Annotated in this window: 26 protein-coding genes; 23 read left to right on the top strand and 3 right to left on the bottom strand. The window is 71.8% G+C overall.

Features of this window, described 5'->3' with window-relative positions; all coding sequences use genetic code 11:
• Positions 1–290 precede the first annotated feature (290 nt).
• From rho to E4P38_RS08335, 19 genes are all read left to right on the top strand, one after another.
• Positions 291–2,357: a transcription termination factor Rho gene (gene rho, locus E4P38_RS08425; protein WP_348633783.1), complete on the top strand. Its 2,067-nt coding sequence runs from the start codon at positions 291–293 to the stop codon at positions 2,355–2,357.
• A gap of 135 nt (positions 2,358–2,492) precedes the next feature.
• Entirely contained in the window at positions 2,493–2,738 is a 246-nt protein-coding gene (gene rpmE, locus E4P38_RS08420) for a 50S ribosomal protein L31 (protein WP_135131321.1), read from the top strand.
• A 91-nt stretch (positions 2,739–2,829) separates the two neighbouring features.
• Complete coding sequence (gene prfA, locus E4P38_RS08415; protein WP_135131320.1) at positions 2,830–3,903, top strand: peptide chain release factor 1; 1,074 nt, start codon at positions 2,830–2,832, stop codon at positions 3,901–3,903.
• A gap of 11 nt (positions 3,904–3,914) precedes the next feature.
• Positions 3,915–4,754, top strand: coding sequence for a peptide chain release factor N(5)-glutamine methyltransferase (gene prmC / locus E4P38_RS08410; protein WP_135131319.1), 840 nt, complete (start codon positions 3,915–3,917; stop codon positions 4,752–4,754).
• 27 nt (positions 4,755–4,781) lie between these two features.
• Entirely contained in the window at positions 4,782–5,423 is a 642-nt protein-coding gene (locus E4P38_RS08405) for an L-threonylcarbamoyladenylate synthase (RefSeq protein WP_135131318.1), read from the top strand.
• Between the two features lie 68 nt (positions 5,424–5,491).
• Positions 5,492–6,811, top strand: a complete 1,320-nt coding sequence (glyA, locus tag E4P38_RS08400; RefSeq protein ID WP_135131317.1) for a serine hydroxymethyltransferase — start codon at positions 5,492–5,494, stop codon at positions 6,809–6,811.
• A gap of 4 nt (positions 6,812–6,815) precedes the next feature.
• On the top strand, positions 6,816–8,057 hold the full coding sequence (locus E4P38_RS08395) for an MraY family glycosyltransferase (RefSeq protein WP_135131316.1): 1,242 nt from the start codon (positions 6,816–6,818) through the stop codon (positions 8,055–8,057).
• Positions 8,054–8,530 carry a hypothetical protein gene (locus E4P38_RS08390; protein ID WP_135131315.1) on the top strand — a complete coding sequence of 159 codons (477 nt, stop codon included), beginning with the start codon at positions 8,054–8,056 and terminating at the stop codon, positions 8,528–8,530. Before E4P38_RS08395 ends, E4P38_RS08390 begins: the two co-directional genes overlap by 4 nt.
• A gap of 184 nt (positions 8,531–8,714) precedes the next feature.
• Positions 8,715–8,873 (top strand): hypothetical protein, encoded by a 159-nt coding sequence (locus E4P38_RS23485; protein WP_245160890.1) that lies wholly within the window; start codon positions 8,715–8,717, stop codon positions 8,871–8,873.
• Positions 8,870–9,694 carry a F0F1 ATP synthase subunit A gene (atpB, locus tag E4P38_RS08380; protein ID WP_135131313.1) on the top strand — a complete coding sequence of 275 codons (825 nt, stop codon included), beginning with the start codon at positions 8,870–8,872 and terminating at the stop codon, positions 9,692–9,694. The genes E4P38_RS23485 and atpB overlap by 4 nt, the downstream gene beginning before the upstream one ends.
• Positions 9,695–9,785: 91 nt before the next feature.
• The gene (gene atpE, locus E4P38_RS08375) at positions 9,786–10,013 is read left to right on the top strand and encodes an ATP synthase F0 subunit C (protein ID WP_014742489.1); all 228 of its coding nucleotides are present in this window, start codon (positions 9,786–9,788) and stop codon (positions 10,011–10,013) included.
• Positions 10,014–10,066: 53 nt separating this feature from the next.
• Entirely contained in the window at positions 10,067–10,630 is a 564-nt protein-coding gene (locus E4P38_RS08370; RefSeq protein ID WP_135131312.1) for a F0F1 ATP synthase subunit B, read from the top strand.
• Complete coding sequence (locus E4P38_RS08365) at positions 10,630–11,505, top strand: F0F1 ATP synthase subunit delta (protein ID WP_135131311.1); 876 nt, start codon at positions 10,630–10,632, stop codon at positions 11,503–11,505. The genes E4P38_RS08370 and E4P38_RS08365 overlap by 1 nt, the downstream gene beginning before the upstream one ends.
• Positions 11,506–11,563: 58 nt before the next feature.
• Positions 11,564–13,201, top strand: a complete 1,638-nt coding sequence (gene atpA, locus E4P38_RS08360) for a F0F1 ATP synthase subunit alpha (protein WP_135131310.1) — start codon at positions 11,564–11,566, stop codon at positions 13,199–13,201.
• Between the two features lie 3 nt (positions 13,202–13,204).
• The gene (locus E4P38_RS08355) at positions 13,205–14,179 is read left to right on the top strand and encodes a F0F1 ATP synthase subunit gamma (RefSeq protein ID WP_135131309.1); all 975 of its coding nucleotides are present in this window, start codon (positions 13,205–13,207) and stop codon (positions 14,177–14,179) included.
• A 73-nt stretch (positions 14,180–14,252) separates the two neighbouring features.
• Positions 14,253–15,695, top strand: coding sequence for a F0F1 ATP synthase subunit beta (gene atpD, locus E4P38_RS08350; protein ID WP_135131308.1), 1,443 nt, complete (start codon positions 14,253–14,255; stop codon positions 15,693–15,695).
• 260 nt (positions 15,696–15,955) lie between these two features.
• Positions 15,956–16,138 (top strand): hypothetical protein, encoded by a 183-nt coding sequence (locus E4P38_RS08345; protein WP_135131307.1) that lies wholly within the window; start codon positions 15,956–15,958, stop codon positions 16,136–16,138.
• A gap of 121 nt (positions 16,139–16,259) precedes the next feature.
• The gene (locus tag E4P38_RS08340) at positions 16,260–16,646 is read left to right on the top strand and encodes a F0F1 ATP synthase subunit epsilon (RefSeq protein ID WP_135131306.1); all 387 of its coding nucleotides are present in this window, start codon (positions 16,260–16,262) and stop codon (positions 16,644–16,646) included.
• A gap of 37 nt (positions 16,647–16,683) precedes the next feature.
• Positions 16,684–17,082, top strand: coding sequence for a DUF2550 domain-containing protein (locus E4P38_RS08335; RefSeq protein WP_135131305.1), 399 nt, complete (start codon positions 16,684–16,686; stop codon positions 17,080–17,082).
• Between the two features lie 6 nt (positions 17,083–17,088).
• On the opposite strand, the gene E4P38_RS08330 is transcribed toward E4P38_RS08335, so the two are convergent.
• Complete coding sequence (locus E4P38_RS08330; RefSeq protein WP_135131304.1) at positions 17,089–17,703, bottom strand: cob(I)yrinic acid a,c-diamide adenosyltransferase; 615 nt, start codon at positions 17,701–17,703, stop codon at positions 17,089–17,091.
• A 39-nt stretch (positions 17,704–17,742) separates the two neighbouring features.
• Here E4P38_RS08330 and murA point away from each other — a divergent pair, with 39 nt between their 5' ends.
• Positions 17,743–19,023, top strand: a complete 1,281-nt coding sequence (murA, locus tag E4P38_RS08325; RefSeq protein ID WP_135131303.1) for a UDP-N-acetylglucosamine 1-carboxyvinyltransferase — start codon at positions 17,743–17,745, stop codon at positions 19,021–19,023.
• A 1-nt stretch (position 19,024) separates the two neighbouring features.
• Here the strand turns inward: murA and E4P38_RS08320 are convergent, their stop codons facing one another.
• Positions 19,025–19,357, bottom strand: a complete 333-nt coding sequence (locus E4P38_RS08320) for a hypothetical protein (RefSeq protein WP_135131302.1) — start codon at positions 19,355–19,357, stop codon at positions 19,025–19,027.
• Positions 19,358–19,456: 99 nt separating this feature from the next.
• Here E4P38_RS08320 and E4P38_RS08315 point away from each other — a divergent pair, with 99 nt between their 5' ends.
• From E4P38_RS08315 to E4P38_RS08305, 3 genes are read left to right on the top strand one after another with little or no spacing between them, the layout of a single operon-like run.
• Positions 19,457–21,502 carry a protein meaA gene (locus tag E4P38_RS08315; protein WP_135131301.1) on the top strand — a complete coding sequence of 682 codons (2,046 nt, stop codon included), beginning with the start codon at positions 19,457–19,459 and terminating at the stop codon, positions 21,500–21,502.
• Complete coding sequence (locus tag E4P38_RS08310; RefSeq protein WP_135131300.1) at positions 21,499–22,272, top strand: enoyl-CoA hydratase-related protein; 774 nt, start codon at positions 21,499–21,501, stop codon at positions 22,270–22,272. The genes E4P38_RS08315 and E4P38_RS08310 overlap by 4 nt, the downstream gene beginning before the upstream one ends.
• Positions 22,272–22,772, top strand: coding sequence for a pyridoxamine 5'-phosphate oxidase family protein (locus tag E4P38_RS08305; RefSeq protein WP_135131299.1), 501 nt, complete (start codon positions 22,272–22,274; stop codon positions 22,770–22,772). Before E4P38_RS08310 ends, E4P38_RS08305 begins: the two co-directional genes overlap by 1 nt.
• On the opposite strand, the gene E4P38_RS08300 is transcribed toward E4P38_RS08305, so the two are convergent.
• Positions 22,762–23,619 carry a hypothetical protein gene (locus E4P38_RS08300; protein WP_135131298.1) on the bottom strand — a complete coding sequence of 286 codons (858 nt, stop codon included), beginning with the start codon at positions 23,617–23,619 and terminating at the stop codon, positions 22,762–22,764. The two genes, E4P38_RS08305 and E4P38_RS08300, sit on opposite strands and share 11 nt — an antisense overlap.
• Between the last annotated feature and the right edge of the window lie 12 nt (positions 23,620–23,631).

The raw sequence follows: 23,631 nt of genomic DNA, 5'->3' as shown, positions 1-23,631 counted from the left end.
TCGGGCGAGCCTCGCGCGGGGCCGAAGCAGACGATCTCTCTTCGCCGCTGATCCGCCTCGCATCTTTTCGACCTGTTCCCCTGTGCGTTCCCGCCTCCGGGCCGGACCGTCGGGGACCGGGGCACCCCCTGCGCTGGAACGCGCAGGTCACCGCAGGGAAGGACCTGTACGTGAGTGAAACCACCGACCTCGGCGAGACCGGCGCGCGCGACGCCGCCGGCACGACCGAGGCACCTGCCGCTTCTGGGACGACGGGCAGCGCCCGGCGCCGCGGCAACGGCCTGTCCGGGATGCTGCTGCCCGAGCTGCAGCGTCTCGCGGGCGAACTGGGCATCGCCGGCACCGGCCGCATGCGCAAGGGCGACCTCGTAGCCGCCATCTCCGCCCGCCAGGTGGGCGGGTCCGCCTCCGCGGACGCCCCCTCCGCGAGCAACGGCACCACCGCCTCCGCCCCCGTCGCAGCCCCGGCTGCCGTCGAGCCGCTCGAGGCCCCCGTCAGCGGCGGCGCCAACAGCGGCCCGCTGAACGGCTCGGCCGGCGACACCCCCGAGGCCACCCGCCCGCTGCGCACCCGTCGTGGGGCCAGTCGACCGGCCGGTTCGCCGTCCGCCGACGCCCCCTCGGACGCGAGCTCCCCGGACGCCGGTTCTTCCGACGCCGACCTCACTGCCGCCTCCGCCGGCGAGAGCGACACCGCGAGTGCCCCCGCCGACGGCGAGCGCACCGACGGTGACCGTCCCCAGCGCAACCGCGAGCGCGCCGGCCGCGACCGCAGCGCGAACCGCGACGGTGGCTCCGACCGCACCGTCAATCGCGACGGTGGCAACGACCGCACCGTCAATCGCGACGGTGGCAACGACCGCAGCGCGAACCGCGACGGTGGCTCCGACCGCACCGCCAACCGTGACGGTGGCAACGACCGCACCGCCAACCGTGACGGCGGGAACCGCGGTCCCGACCGCGGCGAGCGCAACGACCGCGGCGGACGGCCCGACAACCGCAACGACGGTCGCAACACGAACGACCGCAATCCGAACGACCGCAACACCAGTGACCGGAACAACCCCAACAACGACGAGGACGACGACGACTTCGAGGGCGGCCGCGGCCGCCGGGGCCGCCGCTACCGCGACCGCAACCGCCGCGGTGGTACCGCCCAGGGCGGGGGCGGTGGAGGCCGCGAGCGCTTCGACCAGGGCGAGCCGACCGTCAGCGAGGACGACGTCCTGCTGCCCGTCGCGGGCATCCTCGACGTGCTGGACAACTACGCGTTCGTCCGGACGTCGGGCTACCTGACCGGCCCGAACGACGTCTACGTCTCGCTGTCCCAGGTGCGCCGCCACGGCCTGCGCCGCGGTGACGCCATCACCGGCGCCGTCCGCCAGCCGCGCGAGGGCGAGCGGAAGGACAAGTACAACGCGCTCGTCCGCCTCGACACGGTCAACGGCCTCGACCCCGAGCAGGCGAAGAACCGGCCCGAGTTCACCAAGCTGACCCCGCTCTACCCGCAGGAGCGCCTGCGGCTGGAGACCGAGTCGAACGTGCTGACCACCCGGGTCCTCGACCTGGTCATGCCGATCGGCAAGGGGCAGCGCGCGCTCATCGTCAGCCCGCCCAAGGCCGGTAAGACGATGGTGCTGCAGGCGCTGGCGAACGCGATCACGACGAACAACCCCGAGTGCCACCTGATGGTCGTCCTGGTCGACGAGCGTCCGGAAGAGGTCACCGACATGCAGCGCTCGGTGAAGGGCGAGGTCATCGCCTCGACCTTCGACCGGCCGCCGGCAGACCACACGACCGTCGCCGAGCTCTCCATCGAGCGGGCCAAGCGCCTGGTCGAGATGGGCCACGACGTCGTCGTCCTGCTGGACTCGATCACCCGCCTGGGCCGCGCCTACAACCTGGCGGCCCCCGCCAGCGGGCGCATCCTCTCCGGTGGTGTCGACTCCACGGCGCTGTACCCGCCCAAGCGCTTCCTGGGTGCTGCCCGCAACATCGAGAACGGCGGCTCGCTCACGATCATCGCCTCGGCGCTGGTCGAGACCGGCTCCACGATGGACACAGTCATCTTCGAGGAGTTCAAGGGCACCGGTAACGCGGAGATCAAGCTCGACCGCCGCCTGGCGGACAAGCGCGTCTTCCCGGCCGTCGACGTCAACGCGTCGGGCACCCGCAAGGAAGAGATCCTCATGAACCCCGAGGAACTCGCCATCGTCATCAAGCTGCGCCGGGTGCTCGCCGCGCTCGAGCCGCAGCAGGCGCTGGAGCTGCTGCTCGACAAGCTGAAGAAGACCCGCAACAACGTCGAGTTCCTGATGCAGATCCAGAAGACGACGCTGGGCCCGGGCAACGAGTAAGAGGACCGCTCGCCGGCGGGCTCGGGGCGTCAGGAATACTGGCGCGTCGAGCCCCGCTGTGCGGGCCGGAATAACGACCGGCCGTGGGCGTTCCACCACACGAACACACAGACTTTCTCGGAAGAGGCGACAGGCATGAAGCCCGACATCCACCCCGCGTACCACGAGACCACGGTGACCTGTGGTTGCGGGAACACGTTCACCACGCGCAGCACGTCCCCGACCGGTCAGCTGACCGTCGAGGTCTGCTCCGCGTGCCACCCGTTCTACACCGGCAAGCAGAAGATCCTCGACACCGGTGGCCGCGTCGCCCGCTTCGAGAAGCGGTTCGGCAAGCGCGCCACGGCCGGTGCCGCTGCCGGCGAGTCCGCCGACAAGTAGCCATCCCGACGGCGCCCGTGCCGCCCCTCTCGAGGGGCGGGACGGGCGCCGTTCGCATGTCCGGCCCACGACCCACGAGGGGAGTCCTCCCATGAGCAGCACCGACGGCACCGACATGTTGACCGACCTGCTCGGCGAGCACGCCTCCCTGGAGCGGGAGCTGGCCGACCCCGCCGTGCACACCGACCAGTCGCGGGCCCGACGGCTGGGCCGTCGTTATGCCCAGCTCGCTCCGCTCGTCGAGACGGCCCGGGCACTGGACGAGGCCCGCGGCAACCTCGCCACCGCTCGCGAGCTGGCCGGGGAGGACGCCTCGTTCGCGGCCGAGGCCCGCACGCTCGAGACCCAGGTCGAGCAGCTGTCGGGGCGGCTGCGCGAGCAGCTGCTGCCCAAGGACCCCGACGACGACAAGGACGTCATCCTCGAGATCAAGGCGGGGGAGGGGGGCGCGGAGTCCGCGCTGTTCGCCGGCGACCTGCTGCGCATGTACCTCCGCTACGCCGAGCGCCGCGGCTGGTCCACCGAGATCCTCGACGCCGTCGAGTCCGACCTCGGGGGATACAAGGACGTCGCGGTCGCGGTGAAGTCGCGGGCGGACGAGGGGATCTGGTCGCGGCTGAAGTTCGAGGGCGGCGTGCACCGCGTGCAGCGGGTGCCGGTCACCGAGAGCCAGGGCCGCATCCACACCTCCGCGGCCGGCGTCCTCGTGCTGCCGGAGGCCGAGGACGTCGACGTCAGCGTCGACCCCAACGACCTCCGCATCGACGTCTTCCGCTCGTCGGGTCCCGGCGGCCAGAGCGTGAACACGACCGACTCCGCCGTCCGGATCACCCACCTGCCCAGCGGCATCGTCGTCAGCTCGCAGAACGAGAAGAGCCAGCTGCAGAACCGCGAGTCCGCGCTGCGCGTGCTCCGCTCCCGCCTGCTGGCCGCCGCCCGCGAGGAGGCCGACGCCCTGGCCAGCGACCAGCGGCGCAGCCAGGTGCGGACGATGGACCGCAGCGAGCGGGTGCGCACCTACAACTTCCCGGAGAACCGGATCAACGACCACCGGGTCGGCTACAAGGCCTACAACCTCGACCAGGTCGTCGACGGCGACCTCGACGCGGTCATCGACGCCCTGATGGCGGCGCACACGGCCGAGCTGCTGGCGGCCGGCTCCTGAACGTTCGCGAGATGCTGGGTGACGCGGCCCGTCGGCTCACCGATGCCGGCGTCGAGTCCCCGCGGGTGGACGCCGAGCTGCTGCTCGCCTCGGTGCTCGGCGTCACCCGCGGCCGGCTGCTGACGCTGGTGACCGTCCCGGACGACGTGTCCGTCCGGTTCGGCACGCTCGTCGACCAGCGGGCCGACCGGGTGCCGCTGCAGCACCTCACCGGCCGCGCGCCCTTCCGGTTCCTGGAGCTCGCCGTCGGACCGGGCGTCTTCGTGCCCCGGCCCGAGACCGAGCAGCTCACCGGCTGGGCACTGGAGCGGCTGGCCGGGTCCGACGCGCCCGTCGTCGTCGACCTGGGAGCCGGGTCCGGCGCGATCGCGCTGTCGCTGGCGCACGAGTTCCCGGCGGCGAGGGTCACCGCCGTCGAGCGGGACCCCGGCGCGATCGAGTGGACCCGCCACAACGCCACGGCCCGCGCCGAGGCGGGTGACCCCGCGGTCGAGGTGCTCGACGGCGACATGACCGACCCCGGCCTGCTGCGCGAGCTGGACGGCGCCGTCGACCTCGTCGTCTCCAACCCGCCCTACGTGCCCGACGGCGCGGGGGTGCCGCGCGAGGTCGCCGACCACGACCCGCCGCTGGCGCTGTGGGGCGGACCCGACGGCCTCGCCGTCGTGCGCGGCCTGCTCGTCACCGCCGCGCGGCTGCTGCGACCCGGCGGGTGGCTCGGCATCGAGCACGCCGACCAGCAGGGCAGCGCGCTCCCGGCCGTCGTCCGTGCGCACGGTGCGTTCACCGAGGTCGAGGACCATCCCGACCTGGCCGGCCGGCCCCGCTTCACCACCGCCCGCCGTCGGTGAACCGGCGGTGGGGGAGACTACTGCCCCGTGGCTGACCTCTTCGACTGCTCGGACCCCGCCGCCCGCGCCGCCGGCCTCGACGCGGCCACCGCCGCGATCGGCCGCGGTGAGCTCGTGCTGCTGCCGACCGACACCGTCTACGGCGTCGCGGCCGACGCGTTCACCCCCGCCGCCGTCACCGGCCTGCTCGCGGCCAAGAACCGGGGCCGGACGATGCCCGTCCCGGTGCTCATCGGGGAGGCGTCGACCATCGCCGGGCTCGTGGTGAACCTGCCGCCGGCAGCCCACCAGCTCGCCGAGGCGTTCTGGCCGGGCGGGCTCACCCTCGTCCTCGAGCACGCCCCGTCACTGGCCTGGGACCTCGGGGACGCCGAGGGGACGGTCGCCGTCCGGCTGCCCGACGACGAGGTCGCCCGCGACCTGCTCCGCCGCACCGGGCCGCTCGCCGTCTCCAGCGCCAACCGGTCGGGACGGCCGGCCGCGACGTCCGCCCAGGAGGCGGTCGACCAGCTGGGCACCCACGCGTCCGTCGTCCTGGACGGCGGCCCGAGAACCGGGTCCGCAGCCAGCACGATCGTCGACTGCACCGGTCCCACCCTGAGGGTGCTGCGCGTCGGCGCGATCCCCGTCGACACCCTCCGCGACGTCGTCCCGGACATCACCGACTGACCGGGTCCGCCGGCGCCAGGCGATACCGTGGGGCGACCCCCGCGCCGAGCAACCTGGAGCGCCCCGAGATGAGCACCCCCTACTGGGGCCCGGACTTCGACGCCCTGGCCGCGTTCGACCCCGACATCGCCGGTGTCGTCGTCGACGAGCTCGACCGCCTGCGCAACGGCCTGCAGCTGATCGCCAGCGAGAACTTCACCAGCCCCGCGGTGCTCGCCGCGCTGGGCAGCACGCTGTCGAACAAGTACGCCGAGGGATATCCCGGCCGCCGCTACTACGGCGGGTGCGAGGTCGTCGACCGCGCGGAGGAGATCGGCATCGCGCGGGGCAAGGAGCTCTTCGGCGCCGACCACGTCAACCTGCAGCCGCACTCCGGCGCCAGTGCCAACCTGGCGGCCTACGGGGCGTTCCTCCAGCCCGGCGACACCCTGCTGGGCATGGCGCTGCCGCACGGCGGTCACCTCACCCACGGGACGAAGGTCTCCTTCTCGGGCAAGTGGTTCAACGCCGTGCAGTACGGCGTTCGGACCGACACCGAGCACATCGACTACGACCAGGTCCGTGACCTGGCCCGGGAGCACCGGCCGAAGATGATCGTCTGCGGCGGTTCGGCCATCCCGCGGCTGATCGACTTCGCCGCGTTCCGCGAGATCGCCGACGAGGTCGGCGCCGTCCTGATGGTCGACGCCGCGCACTTCATCGGCCTCGTCGCCGGCAAGGCCATCCCGAGCCCCGTGCCCTACGCCGACGTCGTCACCTTCACCACCCACAAGGTGCTGCGTGGTCCCCGCGGCGGCGCGATCGTCTGCCGGAGCGAGCACGCCAAGGCCATCGACAAGGCCGTCTTCCCGATGATGCAGGGCGGCCCCCTCATGCACGCCGTCGCGGCCAAGGCGGTGAACCTCAAGGAGTGCCTCCAGCCGGAGTACCAGTCCTACGCCCGGCAGGTCATCTCGAACGCCCAGGCGCTGACCGAGGGCCTGGCCGCCGAGGGCCTCCGCCCCGTCGCCGGCGGCACCGACACGCACCTGGCGCTCCTCGACCTCCGGGAGACCGGGGTGAGCGGCGCGGACGCCGAGAAGCGGTGCGACGCCGCCGGCATCGTGCTCAACAAGAACGCCATCCCCTTCGACCCGCAGCCGGCCTCGATCGCCTCCGGCATCCGTGTCGGCAGCCCGGCCGTCACCACGCAGGGCATGGTCGAGACCGACATGAAGTCGATCGCCTCGCTCATCGGGACCGCGATCCGCGACGCCGACGGCAGCCGCACCGCCGAGGTGGCCGCCGGCGTCCGTGAGCTGGTCGGCGCGCACCCTGCCTATCCCCACCCGACCCGACCGACTGCTCATCCCCAGCCCGCTCGCGACCAGACTCAGCGCGCCGGCTGACCTGATGCGCGAGTACGCCGTCGTCCTGCTCACCGCGGCAGTGGTCACCTTCCTGGCCACCCCCGTGGTGCGGATGGTGGCGATCCGCTTCCGGATGATGGCCGCTCCCCGGGACCGGGACGTGCACGTCATCCCGACCCCGCGCGGCGGCGGCGTGGCCATGTACCTCGGGGTGGCCGCCGCCGTCCTGGTCGCCAGCCGCCTCCCGGCGCTGCAGCGGACGTTCGACGACTCCCAGACCTACGCCGTGCTGGTGGCCGGCGGGCTGATCTGCCTGCTCGGCGTGCTCGACGACAAGTGGGGCCTGGACGCGCTCACCAAGCTCACCGGGCAGATCGCCGCGGCCGGCGTGATGGTGCTGCTCGGCGTCCAGTTGGCGTTCCTGTTCCTGCCGGTCGCCGACATCGGCACCATCTCCTTCGGCCCCGACACCGGCGTCCCCCTGACGATCCTGCTGACCGTCCTCACGGTGAACGCGCTGAACTTCATCGACGGCCTGGACGGGCTCGCCGCGGGGGTCTCGGCGATCGCCGCCCTGGCCTTCTTCGCCTACAGCTACCACCTGGGACTCACCGGCTACGACGACGTCGCGAGTGCCCCGGCGCTCATCACGGCGGTGCTCGCCGGTGCCTGCCTGGGCTTCCTGCCGCACAACTTCAGCCCGGCCCGCATCTTCATGGGTGACTCCGGCTCGATGCTCGTCGGCCTCATGCTCTCGGCGGCGGCGGTGACGGCCACCGGGGGAGTGGACGCGCAGTCGTTCGACTCCGCGGCGAGCCTGCTGCCCCTCGCGCTGCCCCTCCTCGTGCCGATCGCGGTGCTCTTCATCCCGTTCATCGACCTCGTCCTGGCCGTCATCCGGCGCACCCGCAAGGGCCAGTCGCCGTTCTCGCCGGACAAGATGCACCTGCACCACCGGCTGCTGTCGATCGGGCACTCCCACCGTCGCGCCGTCCTCGTCATGTACTTCTGGGCGGCCCTGCTCTCCTTCGGCGCCGTCGCCCTGTCGATCACCGGGGGTCAGGCCGAGCTGCTCGTCGCCATCGCCGTGCTGCTGGTTGTCGGCGTGGTCGTCGTCCTGAGTCCGCGGGCCCGTCGGGCGGCGCGGGAGGCGCGCGCCGCCGAGTTGGCCGCCCAGCGGGAGCGCAGCCGCGCCGAGCACCCCACGGCCCGCGCGCTGCGCGTCACCGACCCGACCTCCGGCCCGGTTCCGCGCCAGCCGGCCGACCGACAGGTGGTCCCGTGACCCCGCCCCGCAGCCAGGTCCCCTGGGACATCTCCTTCCTCCGGGTGGGGGCCCTGATCACCGCGGCGGTGGCCGTCGTGGCCGCCGTGATCACCGGTCTCCTGCTGGGATGGGCGGACGCCATGGCAGTGCTCGTGGGCGCCGCGATCGTGACCGCGTTCTTCTCGGTCTCGAGCATCGTGGTCGCGTGGGCCGGTCGCATCGACGACACCTTCACATTGCCCGCGGCGCTGGGAACCTTCCTGGTCAAGGCGCTGATCCTGTTCGCGTTCCTCTCCGCGCTGCCCGACGACAGGTGGCTGGACGTGCGGACGCTGGCGTTCACGGTCGTCGCCGGGGCGCTGCTGTGGAGCGGAATCCAGCTGCGATGGGTCTGGACTCGCCAGCTGTACTACGTGCCCCCTCCGGCCCCGCCGGCAGGGGCCGCATCGGCCTCGCACCTGGACCCGGAAAAGCCTGCTCCACGGGGCTGAGATAGTGTCCGACGCGATGGCCGAGGACAGCCCTGCACGCGGGGCCGCTCGACCTCGACCCGCGAGTCCGGCTCGGCAGGGCAGTGGTGCCGAGACGGGTTATGCCGTCATCGGGACGTTGATCTCCGGGATGGCCGTGTGGGGCGGGGCGGGTTGGTTGCTCGACCGCTGGTTGGACACTCGAGTGTTCTTCCCGGTCGGCATCATCTTCGGCATGACGGTGGCGATCTACCTCGTGGTCGCCCGGTATGGCGCTGCCCCCTCGTCAGGGGACGGGCAGAGCAAGAGCAAGACCCCGGGCGGACGACGGAGCCAGCCCAGGACGCAGAAGGGACAACGGTGACCTCCAGCGCCCTCGCGCTCGGCGGCGTGCTCGCTGCCGAAGGATCCGGCGACGGTTTTCAGGCCCCCGGCCTCGGTGAGTTCTATCCGGAGGTGGTCGCCAGTTTCTCGGTGCTCGGCATCGACTTCGAGATCACCCGGATCACGATCATCCTGTGGATCGCGACGCTCGCCCTCGTGGCGTTCCTGATCGCGGCGGTGCGTAACCCGCAGATGGTGCCCGGCAAGCTGCAGTTCGTCGGGGAGTCCGGCTACTCGCTGGTGCGCGACGGCATCGCGCGGGACGTGGTCGGCCCCAAGGGGCTGCCCTTCGCGCCGTTCCTGGGCGCGCTCTTCTTCTTCATCCTGGCGAACAATCTGATGGCGATCGTTCCGCTCGCCCAGATCTCGCCGATGTCGAAGTTCGCGTTCCCCCTGGTGCTCGCCGCCATCTGCTGGGTCATGTACATCTGGATCGGCATCCGCGAGCAGGGGGCGGGGAAGTACTTCAAGGACATCCTCTTCCTGCCCGGCGTCCCGAAGCCGATGTACATCCTGGTGACGCCGATCGAGATTCTGCAGAACTTCGTCGTTCGGCCGTTCACCCTCGCCGTCCGTCTCTTCGCCAACATGTTCGCCGGCCACATGCTGCTGGTCGTCTTCTCTCTCGGCGCCGTCTACCTGTTCCAGGTGGGCAATTACTCGGTCGTCTTCGGACCCATCTCGGCGCTGATGGCGATCGTGATGACGTTCTTCGAGTTGCTGGTCATCTTCCTGCAGGCATATGTCTTCACCGTGCTGATGGGCACCTACCTCAACGGGTCGATCGAAGCCGAGCACTGAGCGCGACTGCACCCTTCAGACTGCACCACCCGCACCACCCCGCCAGCCGCCCGGCACCCGCCGGGCGACGACAGAGGAGGAATACCCCGCAATGGACGTTCTGGCAGAACTGACCGGAAGCATCGGCTCGGTCGGCTACGGCCTCGCCGCGATCGGCCCCGGTATCGGTGTCGGCATCGTGTGGGCCGCCTACATCCAGGCGACCGCCCGGCAGCCCGAATCGGCCGGCCTGACGCGTACGTACGCCTTCCTTGGCTTCGCGCTCTCCGAGGCGCTGGCCCTGATCGGCTTCGTCGTCCCCTTCGTCTTCGGCACCTGACCGGAACTCGTTGACGAGTCCGGACACCCACTCCAGACAGGGACACTGAGCGCATGAACATCCTGGCCGCGGAAAGCGAGAACCCGCTCCTTCCGCCCTTGGGCGAGATCATCATCGGCCTGATCGCTTTCGGGATCGTGCTGTTGGTGATGTTCAAGTTCGTCGCCCCGCGGTTCGAGCAGGTCTTCCGGGCCCGCCGCGAGGCGATCGAGGGTGGCATCGAGCGGGCCGAAGCAATGCAGGCGGAGGCCAAGGAGGCGCTGGAGCAGTACCGTGCCCAGCTCGCCGAGGCCCGGAGCGAGGCCGCGCAGATCCGCGACCAGGCCCGCGCCGAGGGCCAGCAGATCCTCGAGGGGCTGCGGGTCCAGGCGCAGGAAGAGTCGGCGCGGATCGTCGCCCGCGGCGAGGAGCAGCTGGCGACCGCGCGGCAGCAGGTGGTCAACGAGCTGCGTGGCCAGATCGGGACGCTCGCCGTCCAGCTGGCCGGTCAGGTCGTGGGCGAGTCCCTCGCCGAGGACGCCCGGCGCAGCGGCACCGTCGATCGCTTCCTCGCCGAACTCGACGGCATGGCGGCAGCCGGCGACGGCGCGGTCGGCGCACGAAAGGGCTCCCGCTGATGGAGGCCTCGAGCCGGGCGGCGATGGCCGAGGCGCGCGAGCGCCTCGAGCAGCTCAGTCGTCCGGCCTCCGGCGTCCTGGAGAGGGCCAAGGACCGCCTGACTGGGCAGCCGTCGCGCGCGGCCACCGGACCCGAGCTGCTGGCGCTGGCCGACGAGCTCTTCTCCGTCGCGCGGCTGCTGAACGGCCAGCTCACGTTGCGCCGCGCGCTGTCGGACCCGGCGGGCCGGCCGGAGGACCGTGCGGGTCTGGCCCAGCGGCTCTTCGCTTCGAAGGTGTCCGACACCGCGCTCGACCTGATCGAGACCGTCGCGCGCCAGCGCTGGTCGCACCCGATCGACCTCGTCGATGCCTTCCAGGCGCTCGCGATCGAGGCCTCGCTGGACGCCGCGGACGCCCGCGGCGAGCTCGACTCCGTCGAGGACGAGCTCTTCCGCTTCGGCCGGATCGTCGGAGGCGACCGAGAGCTGGGCCGCATCCTCAGCGACCGGAAGGCCTCGGCCGAGGGCAAGACCGCGCTGCTGGACCGGCTGCTCTCCGGGCGGGTCAGCCCCGTCACCGAGCAGCTCCTGCGCAACGTGCTGACCGGCCCGCACCTCGGCACCGCGGAGAACGCCGTCGAGCGCCTCTCCGACGTGGCCAGCCGGCGCCGCGGCCAGTCCGTGGCCCGGGTGACCACCGCCGTGGCGCTGACCGCCGCGCAGGAGCAGCGGCTGACCGACGTGCTCCGACGGATCTACGGGCGGACCGTCGGTCTGCAGATCACCGTGGACCCGAGCGTGCTCGGCGGCCTGATCGTCCAGGTGGGCGACGAGGTCATCGACGGCAGCATCGCCCACCGCCTGGAAGCCGCCGAACGGCGACTGGCCGGCTGACCGCCCCCACCGACCGACCACTCCAGACACGACCCCGCAGGGAAGAGGACTCAGACCCATGGCCGAGCTGACGATCTCCGCAGACGAGATCCGCAGTGCCATCCAGACGTACGTCACCGAGTACAGCCCCGACATCTCCCGCGAGGAGGTCGGCACCGTCACCGAGGCCGGCGACGGCATCGCCCGTGTCGAAGGCCTGCCCTCGGTCATGACCAACGAGCTGCTCGAGTTCGAGAGCGGCGTCCGTGGCCTGGCCCTGAACCTCGACGTGCGCGAGGTCGGCGTCGTGGTCCTGGGTGACTTCTCCGGCATCGAGGAGGGCCAGCAGGTCCGCCGGACCGGCGAGGTGCTCTCCGTGCCCGTCGGCGACGGCTACCTCGGCCGGGTCGTCGACCCGCTCGGCAACCCCATCGACGGTGGCGGCCCGATCGAGTCCACCGGCCGCCGGGCGCTCGAGCTCCAGGCGCCGACGGTGGTCCAGCGCCAGTCGGTCAAGGAGCCGCTGCAGACCGGCATCAAGGCGATCGACGCCATGACGCCGATCGGCCGCGGCCAGCGTCAGCTCGTCATCGGTGACCGCCAGACCGGCAAGACGGCGATCGTCACCGACACGATCATCAACCAGAAGGAAGCCTGGGCGACCGGCGACCCGGAGCAGCAGGTCCGCTGCGTCTACGTCGCCGTCGGCCAGAAGGGCTCGACGATCGCCGCCATCCGCACCGCCCTCGAGGAGGCCGGCGCGATGGAGTACACGACCATCGTCGCGGCTCCCGCCTCCGAGGCCGCGGGCTTCAAGTACATCGCCCCCTACACCGGCTCGGCCATCGGCCAGCACTGGATGTACGAGGGCAAGCACGTCCTGATCGTGTTCGACGACCTCTCCAAGCAGGCCGAGGCCTACCGCGCGGTGTCGCTGCTGCTGCGCCGTCCGCCGGGCCGCGAGGCCTACCCGGGCGACGTCTTCTACTTGCACTCCCGTCTCCTGGAGCGCTGCGCGAAGCTCTCCGACGAGCTCGGCGCCGGCTCGATGACCGGGCTGCCGCTGGTCGAGACCAAGGGCAACGACGTGTCGGCCTACATCCCGACCAACGTCATCTCGATCACCGACGGCCAGATCTTCCTCGAGACCGGTCTGTTCAACTCCGGTGTCCGGCCCGCCATCAACGTCGGCATCTCGGTGTCCCGCGTCGGTGGCTCGGCCCAGATCAAGGCCATGCGTTCGGTCGCCGGCCGCCTGCGTCTGGACCTCGCCCAGTTCCGTGAGCTGGAGGCCTTCGCCTCCTTCTCCTCGGACCTCGACGCCTCCAGCCGCGCGACCCTGGACCGCGGCCAGCGCCTGGTCGAGCTGCTCAAGCAGGGGCAGTACTCGCCCTACCCGGTCGAGCGCGAGGTCGTCTCGCTGTGGCTGGGCACCACCGGCAAGCTCGACGTGGTGCCCGTGAGCGACGTGCGGCGGTTCGAGTCCGAGTTCCTCGACTTCATCTCCCGCAACCACGAGGGCGTCTTCGACGAGATCCGCACCTCCAAGCAGCTCGGCGACGACGCCGTGCAGAGCCTGGAGAAGGCGGTCGAGGCGTTCTACGGCCAGTTCACCACCGGCGAGGGCGAGTCGCTCAAGGTCAACGAGCCCGAGGCCGAGGCGATGGACGCGTCCGAGCGTGGCCAGGAGCGCGTCCAGGTCAAGAAGAAGGCCTGACCCATGGCCGCCTCACTCCGCGCGCTGCGGCGCCGCATCCGCTCCACGCAGTCGACGAAGAAGATCTTCTCGGCGCAGGAGCTGATCGCCGGTGCCCGCATCGTGCGTGCCCAGGCCCGGGTGGAGGCGTCCAAGCCCTACGCCCGGGAGATCACCCGCGTGCTGTCGGCGCTGGCGTCCTCGGCGTCCCTGGACCACCCGTTGCTGACCGAGCGGCAGAACCCGAACCGCGCGGCGGTGCTGGTGATCACCTCCGACCGAGGGTTCGCCGGCTCGTACAACGTCAACGTGCTGCGGCGGACCGAGGAGCTGCTCGCCCTGCTGCGCCAGGAGGGCAAGGAGCCGGTCCTCTACGTCGTCGGCCGCAAGGGGGAGACCTACTACTCCTTCCGCGACCGTGAGATGGCCGAGACGTTCACCGGCTTCTCCGAGCAGCCCTCGTACGAGGACGCCCAGGAGGTCGGCACCGCGCTCATCGACGTCTTCACCGCAGGTCTGGACGACGAGGACGGCGGGTCCGGCGCGGACGGCGTCCCCGGCGTGGACGAGCTGCACATCGTCTACACGGAGTTCCGCTCGTTGCTCGCCCAGGTGCCGGTCGCCAAGCGGATGGCGCCGCTGGAGGTCGAAGAGGTCGAGGAGTTCGACTACGAGCGCGAGGACCGCGAACATGGCGAGACCGGCAATGACTCCGGCGTCCCGACGTCGTACGAGTTCGAGCCGTCGGCCGAGGGGCTGCTCGACGCCCTGCTGCCGAAGTACATCACCACCCGCATCTACGCGGCGATGCTCGAGGCGGCGGCGTCGGAGTCCGCGTCGCGGCGCCGGGCGATGAAGTCGGCCTCCGACAACGCCGAGGAGCTGGCCAAGAACCTCTCCCGGCAGGCCAACCAGGCCCGCCAGGCCGAGATCACCCAGGAGATCAGCGAGATCGTGGGCGGTTCCGAGGCACTGGTCTCGGCCGGCGCTGCCGACTGATCGTGCGACCGACCGACATGAACCACCTGAACATGCGAGACCACCGCAGCCCGAGGGCAGGAGAGCACTAGAGATGACCGTCACCGAGGACCGTCCGACCAGCTCGCAGACCACGGCCGCCGGCCGCGTCGTGCGGGTCACCGGGCCGGTCGTCGACGTCGAGTTCCCGCGCGACGCGATGCCCGACCTGTTCAACGCCCTGAAGGTCGAGGTCACGCTCGCCGACCTGGGCAAGATCCTGACCCTCGAGGTAGCCCAGCACCTGGGCGAGGGCGTCGTCCGCACCATCTCGATGGCGCCGACCGACGGCCTGGTCCGCGGCGCGGAGGTCACCGACACCGGGTCGGCGATCAGCGTGCCGGTCGGCGACGTCGTCACGGGGCACGTCTGGAACGCCCTGGGGGAGTGCCTGGACGAGCCCGGCTACGGCGCCGACGCCGAGCGCTGGACGATCCACCGCCACGCGCCGCGCTTCGACCAGCTCGAGGGCCGCACGGAGCTGCTGGAGACCGGTATCAAGGTCATCGACCTGCTGACGCCGTACGTGGCCGGCGGGAAGATCGGCCTGTTCGGCGGGGCCGGCGTCGGCAAGACCGTGCTGATCCAGGAGATGATCCGCCGGGTCGCGCAGGAGTTCGGTGGCGTCTCGGTGTTCGCCGGCGTCGGCGAGCGCACCCGTGAGGGCAACGACCTCATCACGGAGATGACCGAGTCCGGCGTCATCGAGTCCACCGCCCTGGTCTTCGGGCAGATGGACGAGCCGCCGGGCACCCGGCTGCGCGTGGCCCTGTCGGCGCTGACGATGGCGGAGTACTTCCGGGACGAGAAGAACCAGGACGTGCTGCTCTTCATCGACAACATCTTCCGGTTCACGCAGGCCGGCTCCGAGGTGTCCACGCTGCTGGGCCGGATGCCGTCGGCCGTGGGCTACCAGCCGACGCTGGCCGACGAGATGGGCGAGCTGCAGGAGCGGATCACCTCGACCCGAGGCCGGTCGATCACCTCGCTGCAGGCGATCTACGTGCCCGCCGACGACATCACCGACCCCGCACCCCACACCACGTTCGCCCACCTCGACGCGACGACCGTGCTCTCGCGGCCGATCTCGGAGAAGGGCATCTACCCGGCCGTCGACCCGCTGGACTCCACCAGCCGGATCCTCGACCCGCAGTACGTGGGCCAGGAGCACTACGACATCGCCCAGACGGTGAAGCGGATCCTCCAGCGCTACCAGGAGCTCCAGGACATCATCGCCATCCTCGGCATCGACGAGCTCGGTGAAGAGGACAAGGTCACGGTGAACCGGGCCCGGCGCATCGAGCGCTTCCTCTCGCAGAACATGTTCGTGGCCGAGGCCTTCACCGGTCAGCCCGGCTCCTTCGTCCCGCTGTCGGAGACGCTGGAGGCCTTCAAGGCGCTGACCGAGGGCAACTACGACCACCTCCCCGAGCAGGCCTTCTTCATGCAGGGTGGCCTCGAGGACCTGGAGAAGAACGCGGAGAAGCTCAAGAAGTAGCCGGACACCCTGCCCCCGCCGCTCGCACGTCTGCGGCGGGACCACGCAGGGGCCCGACCGCGGCCGGGTCTCCCTCCGGGAGGCCCGGCCGGCGTCGTGCCGGCCTTCCTTTGGGCCGGATCCCCGACAAAATCTCGTCCGGGGGACGAATCCGTCACCCGAGTGGGTGGATCACCGCTACGGTCCCTCGTGGTCGGCGCTCCACCTGCCGACCATCACAGAGATCCGCCCGAGCCACGGGCACCGTGCTGAGGAACGACGTGGACCTGAACGCCGCATCACCGAGCAGCGACGAAGGCGACTGGACCTGGCCGCCGTACGCGCCGGTGGAATGGGCTGAAGGACCGCGGTTCGGCACCGAGGAATGGGCCCCGGCCTCCAGCGTCCGCCACCCCTGGGTCCGCGTCGGCCGCTGGACACTGCTGTACCGCCGCTCGGCCTGAAAGAGGACCACCCTTCCCCCCACGCCTCGCAGGCTCGGCGCGGGCCCCTGCAGGGTGGCCGTTCCAGACGATCGCCCCGCGGTTAGGCTGGGGGTCCGTTCCGTGGATCCCGAGGAGTGTCGTGGCGACCCTGCAGGTCGAGTTGGTGGCCGTCGAGCAGAAGATCTGGTCCGGCGAGGCCACGATGGTCATCGCCCGCACGACCGAGGGCGAGCTGGGTGTCCTCCCCGGCCACGCGCCCCTGCTCGGCCAGCTCGCCGAGGGCGGCGTCGTGACGATCCGCACCGAGTCCGGTGAGGACGTCATCGTCGCGGCCCACGGCGGGTTCCTGTCGATCACCGAGCGCGGGGTGTCCATCCTCGCCGAGACCGCGGAGATCGCAGGAGAGATCGACGTGGCGCGCGCCCGCGAGGCGCTGAGCCGCGCGGAGGGTTCCGACGAGCCGGAGGCTCTCGACGCCGCCCGCCGTGCCCAGTCCCGACTGCGGGCGGCCGGCGAGACCGCCTGAGCCATCCGCTGATCCGACCGCCGGCACCCGGACGCCCGTGACCACGGTCCTGCTCGTCCTGCTCGGCGTCGGTCTGGTCGCGGTCACCGTGGCGTTCCTGCTGCGCCGGCGCTTCCTGCTCTCCGGCCTCGGCGCGGTCACCGTGTGGCTGCGGCCGGTCCGGTCACCGCGCTGGTCGGTCGGCGTCGCCTGGTACGGCGGCGACATGCTGCTCTGGTACCGCGGGCTGTCGCTGTCGGTGCGCCCCCAGGAGCGGCTCGGCCGCGGGGAGCTCCAGGTGCAGTCGCAGCGCAGCCCCGGCCGCGACGACCTCGCGCTGCCCTCGGACGTCGTCGTCCTCACCATCAGCACCCCGGAGGGACCCCGCGAGCTCGCCATGGACAGCTCGACGGTGACCGGCTTCCTGTCCTGGGTGGAGTCGGCCCCACCGGGGTGACGCCGTTCAGTGGGAGGCGGTGCTGCTCCCTGCCGCCCGCTGGGCGTGCGCCCCGCTGTGGGCACCCGGCTCCCAGAGCACGTCCCCGCCGGGGTTCGCGGTGCGGGCCAGGATGAACAACAGGTCCGAGAGCCGGTTGAGGTAGCGGGCGGTCTCAGGGTTGGTGCGCTCGGCGTCGGCGGCCAGCAGGGTCCAGATGCTGCGCTCGGCCCGCCGGGCGACCACCCGCGCCTGGTGCAGCAGCGCCGCCCCTGCCGTCCCCCCGGGCAGGATGAAGCTGTTGAGCGTGGGCAGCGCCTCGTTGTACTCGTCGCAGGCGGCCTCGAGCCGCTCCGTGTACGCCGCCGTCACCCGGAGCGGAGGGAACTCCGGGTCGGCCATGACCGGGGTGCACAGATCGGCACCGACGTCGAAGAGGTCGTTCTGGATGCTGCGCAGCAGGTCGGCGATCGCCGGCTCCGGCGGGGCCAGCGCGAGCGCGACGCCGATGACGCTGTTGGCCTCGTCGACGTCGGCGAACGCCACCACGCGCGGATCGGCCTTGGACACCCGGCTCATGTCGCCGAGGTGGGTCTCACCGGCGTCGCCGGTCCTGGTGTAGATGCGCGTCAGCCGGACCATGGCCGCGAGCCTATGTCGTGCCCCGCCTAGGGTGGCCGGGTGGAGTGCTTCGAGGTGACCGGCGGCGCGGCCCTGACCGGCCGGGTGCGGGTCACGGGCGCCAAGAACAGCGCGCTCAAGCTCATGGCGGCCGCGCTGCTGGCCCCCGGGGTGACCACCATCGAGGAGGTCCCGGACATCCTCGACGTCGCCATCATGAGCGAGGTGCTCCGGCGGCTGGGCTGCGAGGTCACCTACGAGCGCACGGCCGGCGGTGGTGGCGGAGGCCGCGTCGTCGTCGACGTGCCCGAGAAGCCCTCGACCGAGACCGACTACGACCTGGTGCGCCGGATGAGGGCCTCGATCAGCGTGCTCGGCCCGCTGGTGGCCCGCTGCGGTACCGCGCGGGTGGCGCTGCCCGGCGGCGACGCCATCGGCTCGCGCGGGCTGGACATGCACATCTCCGGCCTGGAGCGGCTGGGCGCGACGATCGTCAGCGAGCACGGCTTCCTCGTCGCGACGGCACCCCGGCTGACCGGCACGTCGATCTGGCTGGACTTCCCCTCCGTCGGCGCCACGGAGAACCTGGTCATGGCGGCGGTGCTGGCCCAGGGCACCACCGTCATCGACAACGCCGCCCGCGAGCCGGAGATCGTCGACCTCTGCACGATGCTCGGCGCCATGGGCGCGCGGATCGACGGCGCCGGCACCTCCACGATCACGATCGAGGGCGTGGACGGCCTCGCGCCGGTGACCTACACGACCGTCCCCGACCGGATCGTCGCGGGCACGTGGGCGATCGGTGCGGTGATGACCCGCGGGGACGTCGTCATCGAGCGGGCCGTGGCCGGGCACCTCGCCGTCGCGCTGGACAAGCTCACCGACGCGGGCGCGCAGGTGGAGTCGCTGCCCGACGGCATCCGGGTCGCGATGGAGGGGCGCCCGCGCTGCGTCGACGTCGTCACGCTGCCCTTCCCCGGCTTCCCGACCGACCTGCAGCCGATGGCGGTGGCCCTGGCCGCGGTCTCCACCGGTACCGCGCTGATCACCGAGAACGTCTTCGAGGGCCGGTTCATGTTCGTCAACGAGCTGGTGCGGCTCGGCGCCGACGTCCGCATCGACGGCCACCACGCCGTCGTCCGCGGCCGGGAGAAGCTCTCCAGCGCGCCGGTCGTGGCCACCGACATCCGCGCGGGCGCCGGGCTGGTGCTCGCCGGACTGGTGTCCGACGGCGTCACCGAGGTGCAGGAGGTGCACCACGTCGACCGCGGCTACCCCGACTTCGTGGAGCAGCTGCGGGGCCTCGGGGCGCAGGTCGAGCGGACCCAGCGGCCCGGCTGAGTCACTCCCGCCCGGGGAAGATCGCCGCGAGCGTGCGGGCGCGTTCGGCGTCCTCGGGGAACACCAGGACGTCGGCCCGGTGCGGCGCCGGGATGCGGATCGTCGAGCGGATACCGGCGTCGGACAGCACCGCGCGCAGGGCGAGCGCGGACTCCCGGCGGGAGAGCGTGGCGATCAGGGTGAGCAGGCCGTCCTCCGCAGGGACCGCCGGCGGCCGCTCCCGGCCGTAACCGCTGCCGAACGCCCAGCGCATGAAGAACGCCAGCAGCCCGAGGACGACGAACGCAATGGCCGGGCCCACGAGGAAGTGCAGACTGCCCGCGTTGATCGGCACCGTCGTCTCCTCCCGTCCGTACGCCGATCGAGTGTGCCACCGCCTCTGCTTCGGGGACCACGCTGCTACTGGCCGGTAACCGCCCTAGACTCCGCGGACATGCCGTTCCCTTCGAATCCGTTGGAGCGCGACCGCCCCTGGGTCATGCGCACCTACGCCGGCCACTCCTCGCCGGCCGAGTCCAACGCCCTGTACCGCAACAACCTGTCGAAGGGACAGACCGGCCTGTCGGTCGCTTTCGACCTGCCCACGCAGACCGGGTACGACCCCGACGACGAGCTCGCCGTCGGTGAGGTCGGCAAGGTCGGCGTCCCGGTGACCCACATCGGCGACATGCGCGCGCTCTTCGACGGCATCCCGCTCGACGAGATGAACACGTCGATGACGATCAACGCCACCGCGATGTGGCTGCTCGCGCTCTACCAGGCGGTCGCCATCGAACAAGCAGAGCGCACGGGCGCCGATGTGGACGAACTCCTCCAGAAGCTCGCCGGCACCACGCAGAACGACATCATCAAGGAGTACCTGTCGCGGGGCACCTACGTGTTCCCGCCCGCGCCCTCGATGCGGCTGATCACCGACATGGTCGCCTACACGGTGACGGCCATGCCGAAGTGGAACCCGATCAACATCTGCAGCTACCACCTGCAGGAGGCCGGCGCGACGCCGGTCCAGGAGGTCGCCTACGCGATCAGCACGGCCATCGCCGTCCTGGACTCCGTGCGCGACTCCGGTCAGGTGCCGCAGGAGCGCTTCGGCGAGGTCGTCGCCCGGATCTCCTTCTTCGTCAACGCCGGTGTCCGCTTCGTGGAGGAGATGTGCAAGATGCGCGCCTTCACCCAGCTCTGGGACGAGCTGACGAAGGAGCGGTACGGCGTCGAGGACCCCAAGCACCGGCGGTTCCGCTACGGCGTGCAGGTCAACTCCCTGGGCCTCACCGAGGCGCAGCCGGAGAACAACGTCCAGCGGATCGTGCTGGAGATGCTCGCGGTCACCCTCTCCAGGGACGCCCGCGCCCGCGCGGTGCAGCTGCCGGCCTGGAACGAGGCGCTGGGCCTGCCCCGCCCCTGGGACCAGCAGTGGTCGCTGCGGCTGCAGCAGGTGCTGGCGTTCGAGACCGATCTGCTGGAGTACGACGACCTGTTCACCGGCTCCGTCGTCGTCGAGCAGAAGGTCGCCGAGATCGTCGAGGGCGCCCGGGCGGAGATCGCCCGCGTGCAGGAGATGGGCGGTGCGGTGCCGGCCGTCGAGTCCGGCTACATGAAGGGCGAGCTCGTCGGCTCGCTGGCGGAGAAGCGCCGGCGCATGGAGAGCGGTGAGGACGTCGTCGTCGGCGTCAACCGCTTCGAGACCACCGAGCCCAACCCGCTGCTCGCCGACCTCGACACCGCGATCATGACGGTCGACCCCGCCGTGGAGAACGCGGCGCAGGAGGCCGTCCGGAAGTGGCGGGCCGAGCGGGACCAGGGGCGGTGCGACAAGGCCCTCGACGCCCTGCGCGAGGCGGCCGGCACCGACACCAACCTGATGGCCGCGACCCTGGACTGCGCCCGCGCGGGCGTGACCACGGGGGAGTGGGCCGGGGTGCTCCGGGAGGTGTTCGGCGAGTACCGGGCGCCGACCGGGGTTGCCGCCGCGAGCGGCGGCGGCGAGGCCGACGACACCCTGATCGAGATCCGGGAGCGGGTGCGGGCGACCGGCGAGGAGCTGGGCGGCCGACTGCGGTTCCTGGTCGGCAAGCCGGGGCTCGACGGGCACTCCAACGGCGCCGAGCAGATCGCCGTCCGGGCGCGCGACGCCGGATTCGAGGTCATCTACCAGGGCATCCGGCTGACCCCGGCGCAGATCGTGTCGGCCGCGGTCGAGGAGGACGTCCACGTCGTGGGCCTGTCGGTGCTGTCCGGCTCGCACCTGCAGGTCGTGCCGGCGGTGCTGGAAGGGCTTCGTGCGGCGGGCCTGGACGACGTCCCGGTCGTGGTCGGCGGGATCATCCCCGACAGCGACGCGCGGCGGCTGCGCGAGCAGGGGGTCGCGCAGGTCTTCACACCCAAGGACTTCGGGCTGACCGAGATCATGGGCGCCGTCGTCGACGTGATCCGCGCGGCGAATGATCTCCCCGCCGAGAAGGTCCCCGAGCCGGCATGAGCGGGGACGGCGCACCGAGGGTCGAGCGGGACGGCGACGTCGTCCGCATCACGATGACGCGGCCGGCCAAGCGGAACGCGCTGTCCCGCGAGCACCTGACCCAGCTGCTCGCCGCCGTGACGGACGTCGGCGCGAGCGACGCCGCGGGGATCGTGCTCGCCGGCGAGGGGCCGGTCTTCAGTGCCGGGCACGACTTCGCCGACGTCGCCGGGGCGGAGCTGCCCGAGGTGCGCAGCCTGCTCAAGCTCTGCACCGAGCTCATGCAGACGGTGCAGGACGTGCCGCAGGTCGTGCTGGCGCGGGTGCACGCGCTCGCCACGGCCGCAGGCTGCCAGCTCGTCGCCTCCTGCGACCTGGCGGTCGCCGCGGAGTCGGCCGGGTTCGCGGCGCCCGGTGGCAAGGGCGGCTGGTTCTGCCACACCCCGATGGTCGCGATCGCCCGCAACGTGGGCCGGAAGCGGGCGATGGAGCTGGCGCTCACCGGCGACGTCATCGACGCGGCAACCGCGCTGGACTGGGGCCTGGTCAACCGGGTCGTGCCCGACGCCGAGCTCGACGCCGCGGTCGACGACCTGATGGCGCGGGCGACCCGGGGCTCGCGGGCCAGCAAGGCCTGGGGCAAGCAGACGATGTACGCCCAGCTCGACCGGCCGGAGCGGGACGCCTACGACACCGCGATCGAGGTCATGGCGGCGGCCAGCCAGATCCCCGGCGCCCGCGAGGGCATGGCGTCCTTCCTCGAGAAGCGCCGCCCGGTCTGGCCCGACTGATGGTCCAGCCGGCCGCCGATCGCCCGTTCATGCCGGGCTACGGCGTGCTGCCGGCGAAAGAGGGCAGCGGCCTCATCGGCTGGGCCGAGGCCGAGCGCCGGTTGACCGTCTCGCACGACTACTGGTGCGCCACGGTGCGGCCCGACGGTGCACCGCACGTCATGCCGGTCTGGGGCGTGTGGCTCGACGGAGGGGTCTGGTTCTCGAGCGGGATGCGGTCCCGCAAGGCCCGCGACCTCGCGGTCGAGGCGCGCTGCACGCTCACGACCGACGACGCGCAGAACCCGGTCGTCGTCGACGGCGTCGCCCGGCAGGTGACCGACCCCGGCGGGATCGCCGCCTTCCTCGACGCGATGAACGCCAAGTACCGGGCCGGGATGACCGTCGAGTTCCTCGACCCGACGGTCAACGGCACGTTCGCCGTCCGTCCGGAGCGGGTCGTGGCGCTCAGCCACGACGACTTCACCGGCAGCCCTACCCGCTGGACGTTCAGTCGGTGAGGTCGGCGCAGCCGGACTCGTCGGGCAGCAACGGCCGGAGGACGACCGACCATCGGGCCCCGTCGGCGGTGACCCACGGGGTTGCGCCGTTGGCCGAGCCCGCGGCCTCGAGAACTGCCCGCGCCTGGTCGCCGGACGCGATCACGCAGCTGATCTCGAAGGGGCCGCCGGTCGGTTCCCCCGGCAGGGCAGGGCCGGGCCAGGCGACCTCCGGCTGCTCGAGGCCGTCCTCCGGGTCGATCCAGGGGGACGCGATGGCCGCGACGGTGTCCGCCTCGTAGGCGTGCGACTGCGTTCCGGAGGGGTCGGTCACGGTGGCGAGGAAGTCGCTCAGCTTCGCGCGCGCGGCCTCCTGATCGGCGGTGAGGCCGCTGTTCTCCAGCGGCGTCTCGAAGAGGGCGTAGATCTCGCGGACGTAGGTGTCCGACGCCGTGACGACGGTGAAGCGGGTGTTCGGTGCGTCGGCGACCGGGGGAGAGCCGAGGTCGGAGGTCTCCGCGACCCCGGCCGCCAGAGCCCGGTCGACGAGGTCCTGCACGGCGCCCTGGTCGATCTGCTGCTCCTGGACGTTGGGCAGCGCCGGGCCGGGATAGATGGCCGCGACCGGGCCCTCGGAGAGCACCCGCCCGTCGGCGTAGACGCTCACGATCGGCAGGCGGGAGACAAGCACCTGCGGGCTGATGAAGCCGCCGGTGTACTCGACGCGGAGCACCAGCCCCTCGGCGGCGGCCGGCACGACGGTCGTCGGCGTGGACGGTGTGGCCGCCCCGCCCTGCTCGCCGCAGGACACCAGCCCCAGCAGGACGGCGCCCGCGACCGCCGGACGCAGTGCACCCAGGATCGTCATGCCCCTAGGACG

The organism is Blastococcus sp. CT_GayMR16 (assembly GCF_004570875.1).
Lineage (GTDB): Bacteria > Actinomycetota > Actinomycetes > Mycobacteriales > Geodermatophilaceae > Blastococcus_B.
Note: the sequence above shows the minus strand (reverse complement) of the source record. Positions and strands in the feature narration are given on the sequence as shown.

Coding starts and splice junctions, on each gene's coding strand:
- rho (WP_348633783.1), top strand. CDS start 291: ATGCTGCTGCCCGAGCTGCAGCGTCTCGCGGGCGAACTGGGCATCGCC.
- rpmE (WP_135131321.1), top strand. CDS start 2,493: ATGAAGCCCGACATCCACCCCGCGTACCACGAGACCACGGTGACCTGT.
- prfA (WP_135131320.1), top strand. CDS start 2,830: ATGAGCAGCACCGACGGCACCGACATGTTGACCGACCTGCTCGGCGAG.
- prmC (WP_135131319.1), top strand. CDS start 3,915: ATGCTGGGTGACGCGGCCCGTCGGCTCACCGATGCCGGCGTCGAGTCC.
- glyA (WP_135131317.1), top strand. CDS start 5,492: ATGAGCACCCCCTACTGGGGCCCGGACTTCGACGCCCTGGCCGCGTTC.
- E4P38_RS08395 (WP_135131316.1), top strand. CDS start 6,816: ATGCGCGAGTACGCCGTCGTCCTGCTCACCGCGGCAGTGGTCACCTTC.
- atpE (WP_014742489.1), top strand. CDS start 9,786: ATGGACGTTCTGGCAGAACTGACCGGAAGCATCGGCTCGGTCGGCTAC.
- E4P38_RS08370 (WP_135131312.1), top strand. CDS start 10,067: ATGAACATCCTGGCCGCGGAAAGCGAGAACCCGCTCCTTCCGCCCTTG.
- E4P38_RS08365 (WP_135131311.1), top strand. CDS start 10,630: ATGGAGGCCTCGAGCCGGGCGGCGATGGCCGAGGCGCGCGAGCGCCTC.
- atpA (WP_135131310.1), top strand. CDS start 11,564: ATGGCCGAGCTGACGATCTCCGCAGACGAGATCCGCAGTGCCATCCAG.
- E4P38_RS08355 (WP_135131309.1), top strand. CDS start 13,205: ATGGCCGCCTCACTCCGCGCGCTGCGGCGCCGCATCCGCTCCACGCAG.
- atpD (WP_135131308.1), top strand. CDS start 14,253: ATGACCGTCACCGAGGACCGTCCGACCAGCTCGCAGACCACGGCCGCC.
- E4P38_RS08330 (WP_135131304.1), bottom strand. CDS start 17,703: ATGGTCCGGCTGACGCGCATCTACACCAGGACCGGCGACGCCGGTGAG.
- E4P38_RS08315 (WP_135131301.1), top strand. CDS start 19,457: ATGCCGTTCCCTTCGAATCCGTTGGAGCGCGACCGCCCCTGGGTCATG.
- E4P38_RS08310 (WP_135131300.1), top strand. CDS start 21,499: ATGAGCGGGGACGGCGCACCGAGGGTCGAGCGGGACGGCGACGTCGTC.
- E4P38_RS08305 (WP_135131299.1), top strand. CDS start 22,272: ATGGTCCAGCCGGCCGCCGATCGCCCGTTCATGCCGGGCTACGGCGTG.
- E4P38_RS08300 (WP_135131298.1), bottom strand. CDS start 23,619: ATGACGATCCTGGGTGCACTGCGTCCGGCGGTCGCGGGCGCCGTCCTG.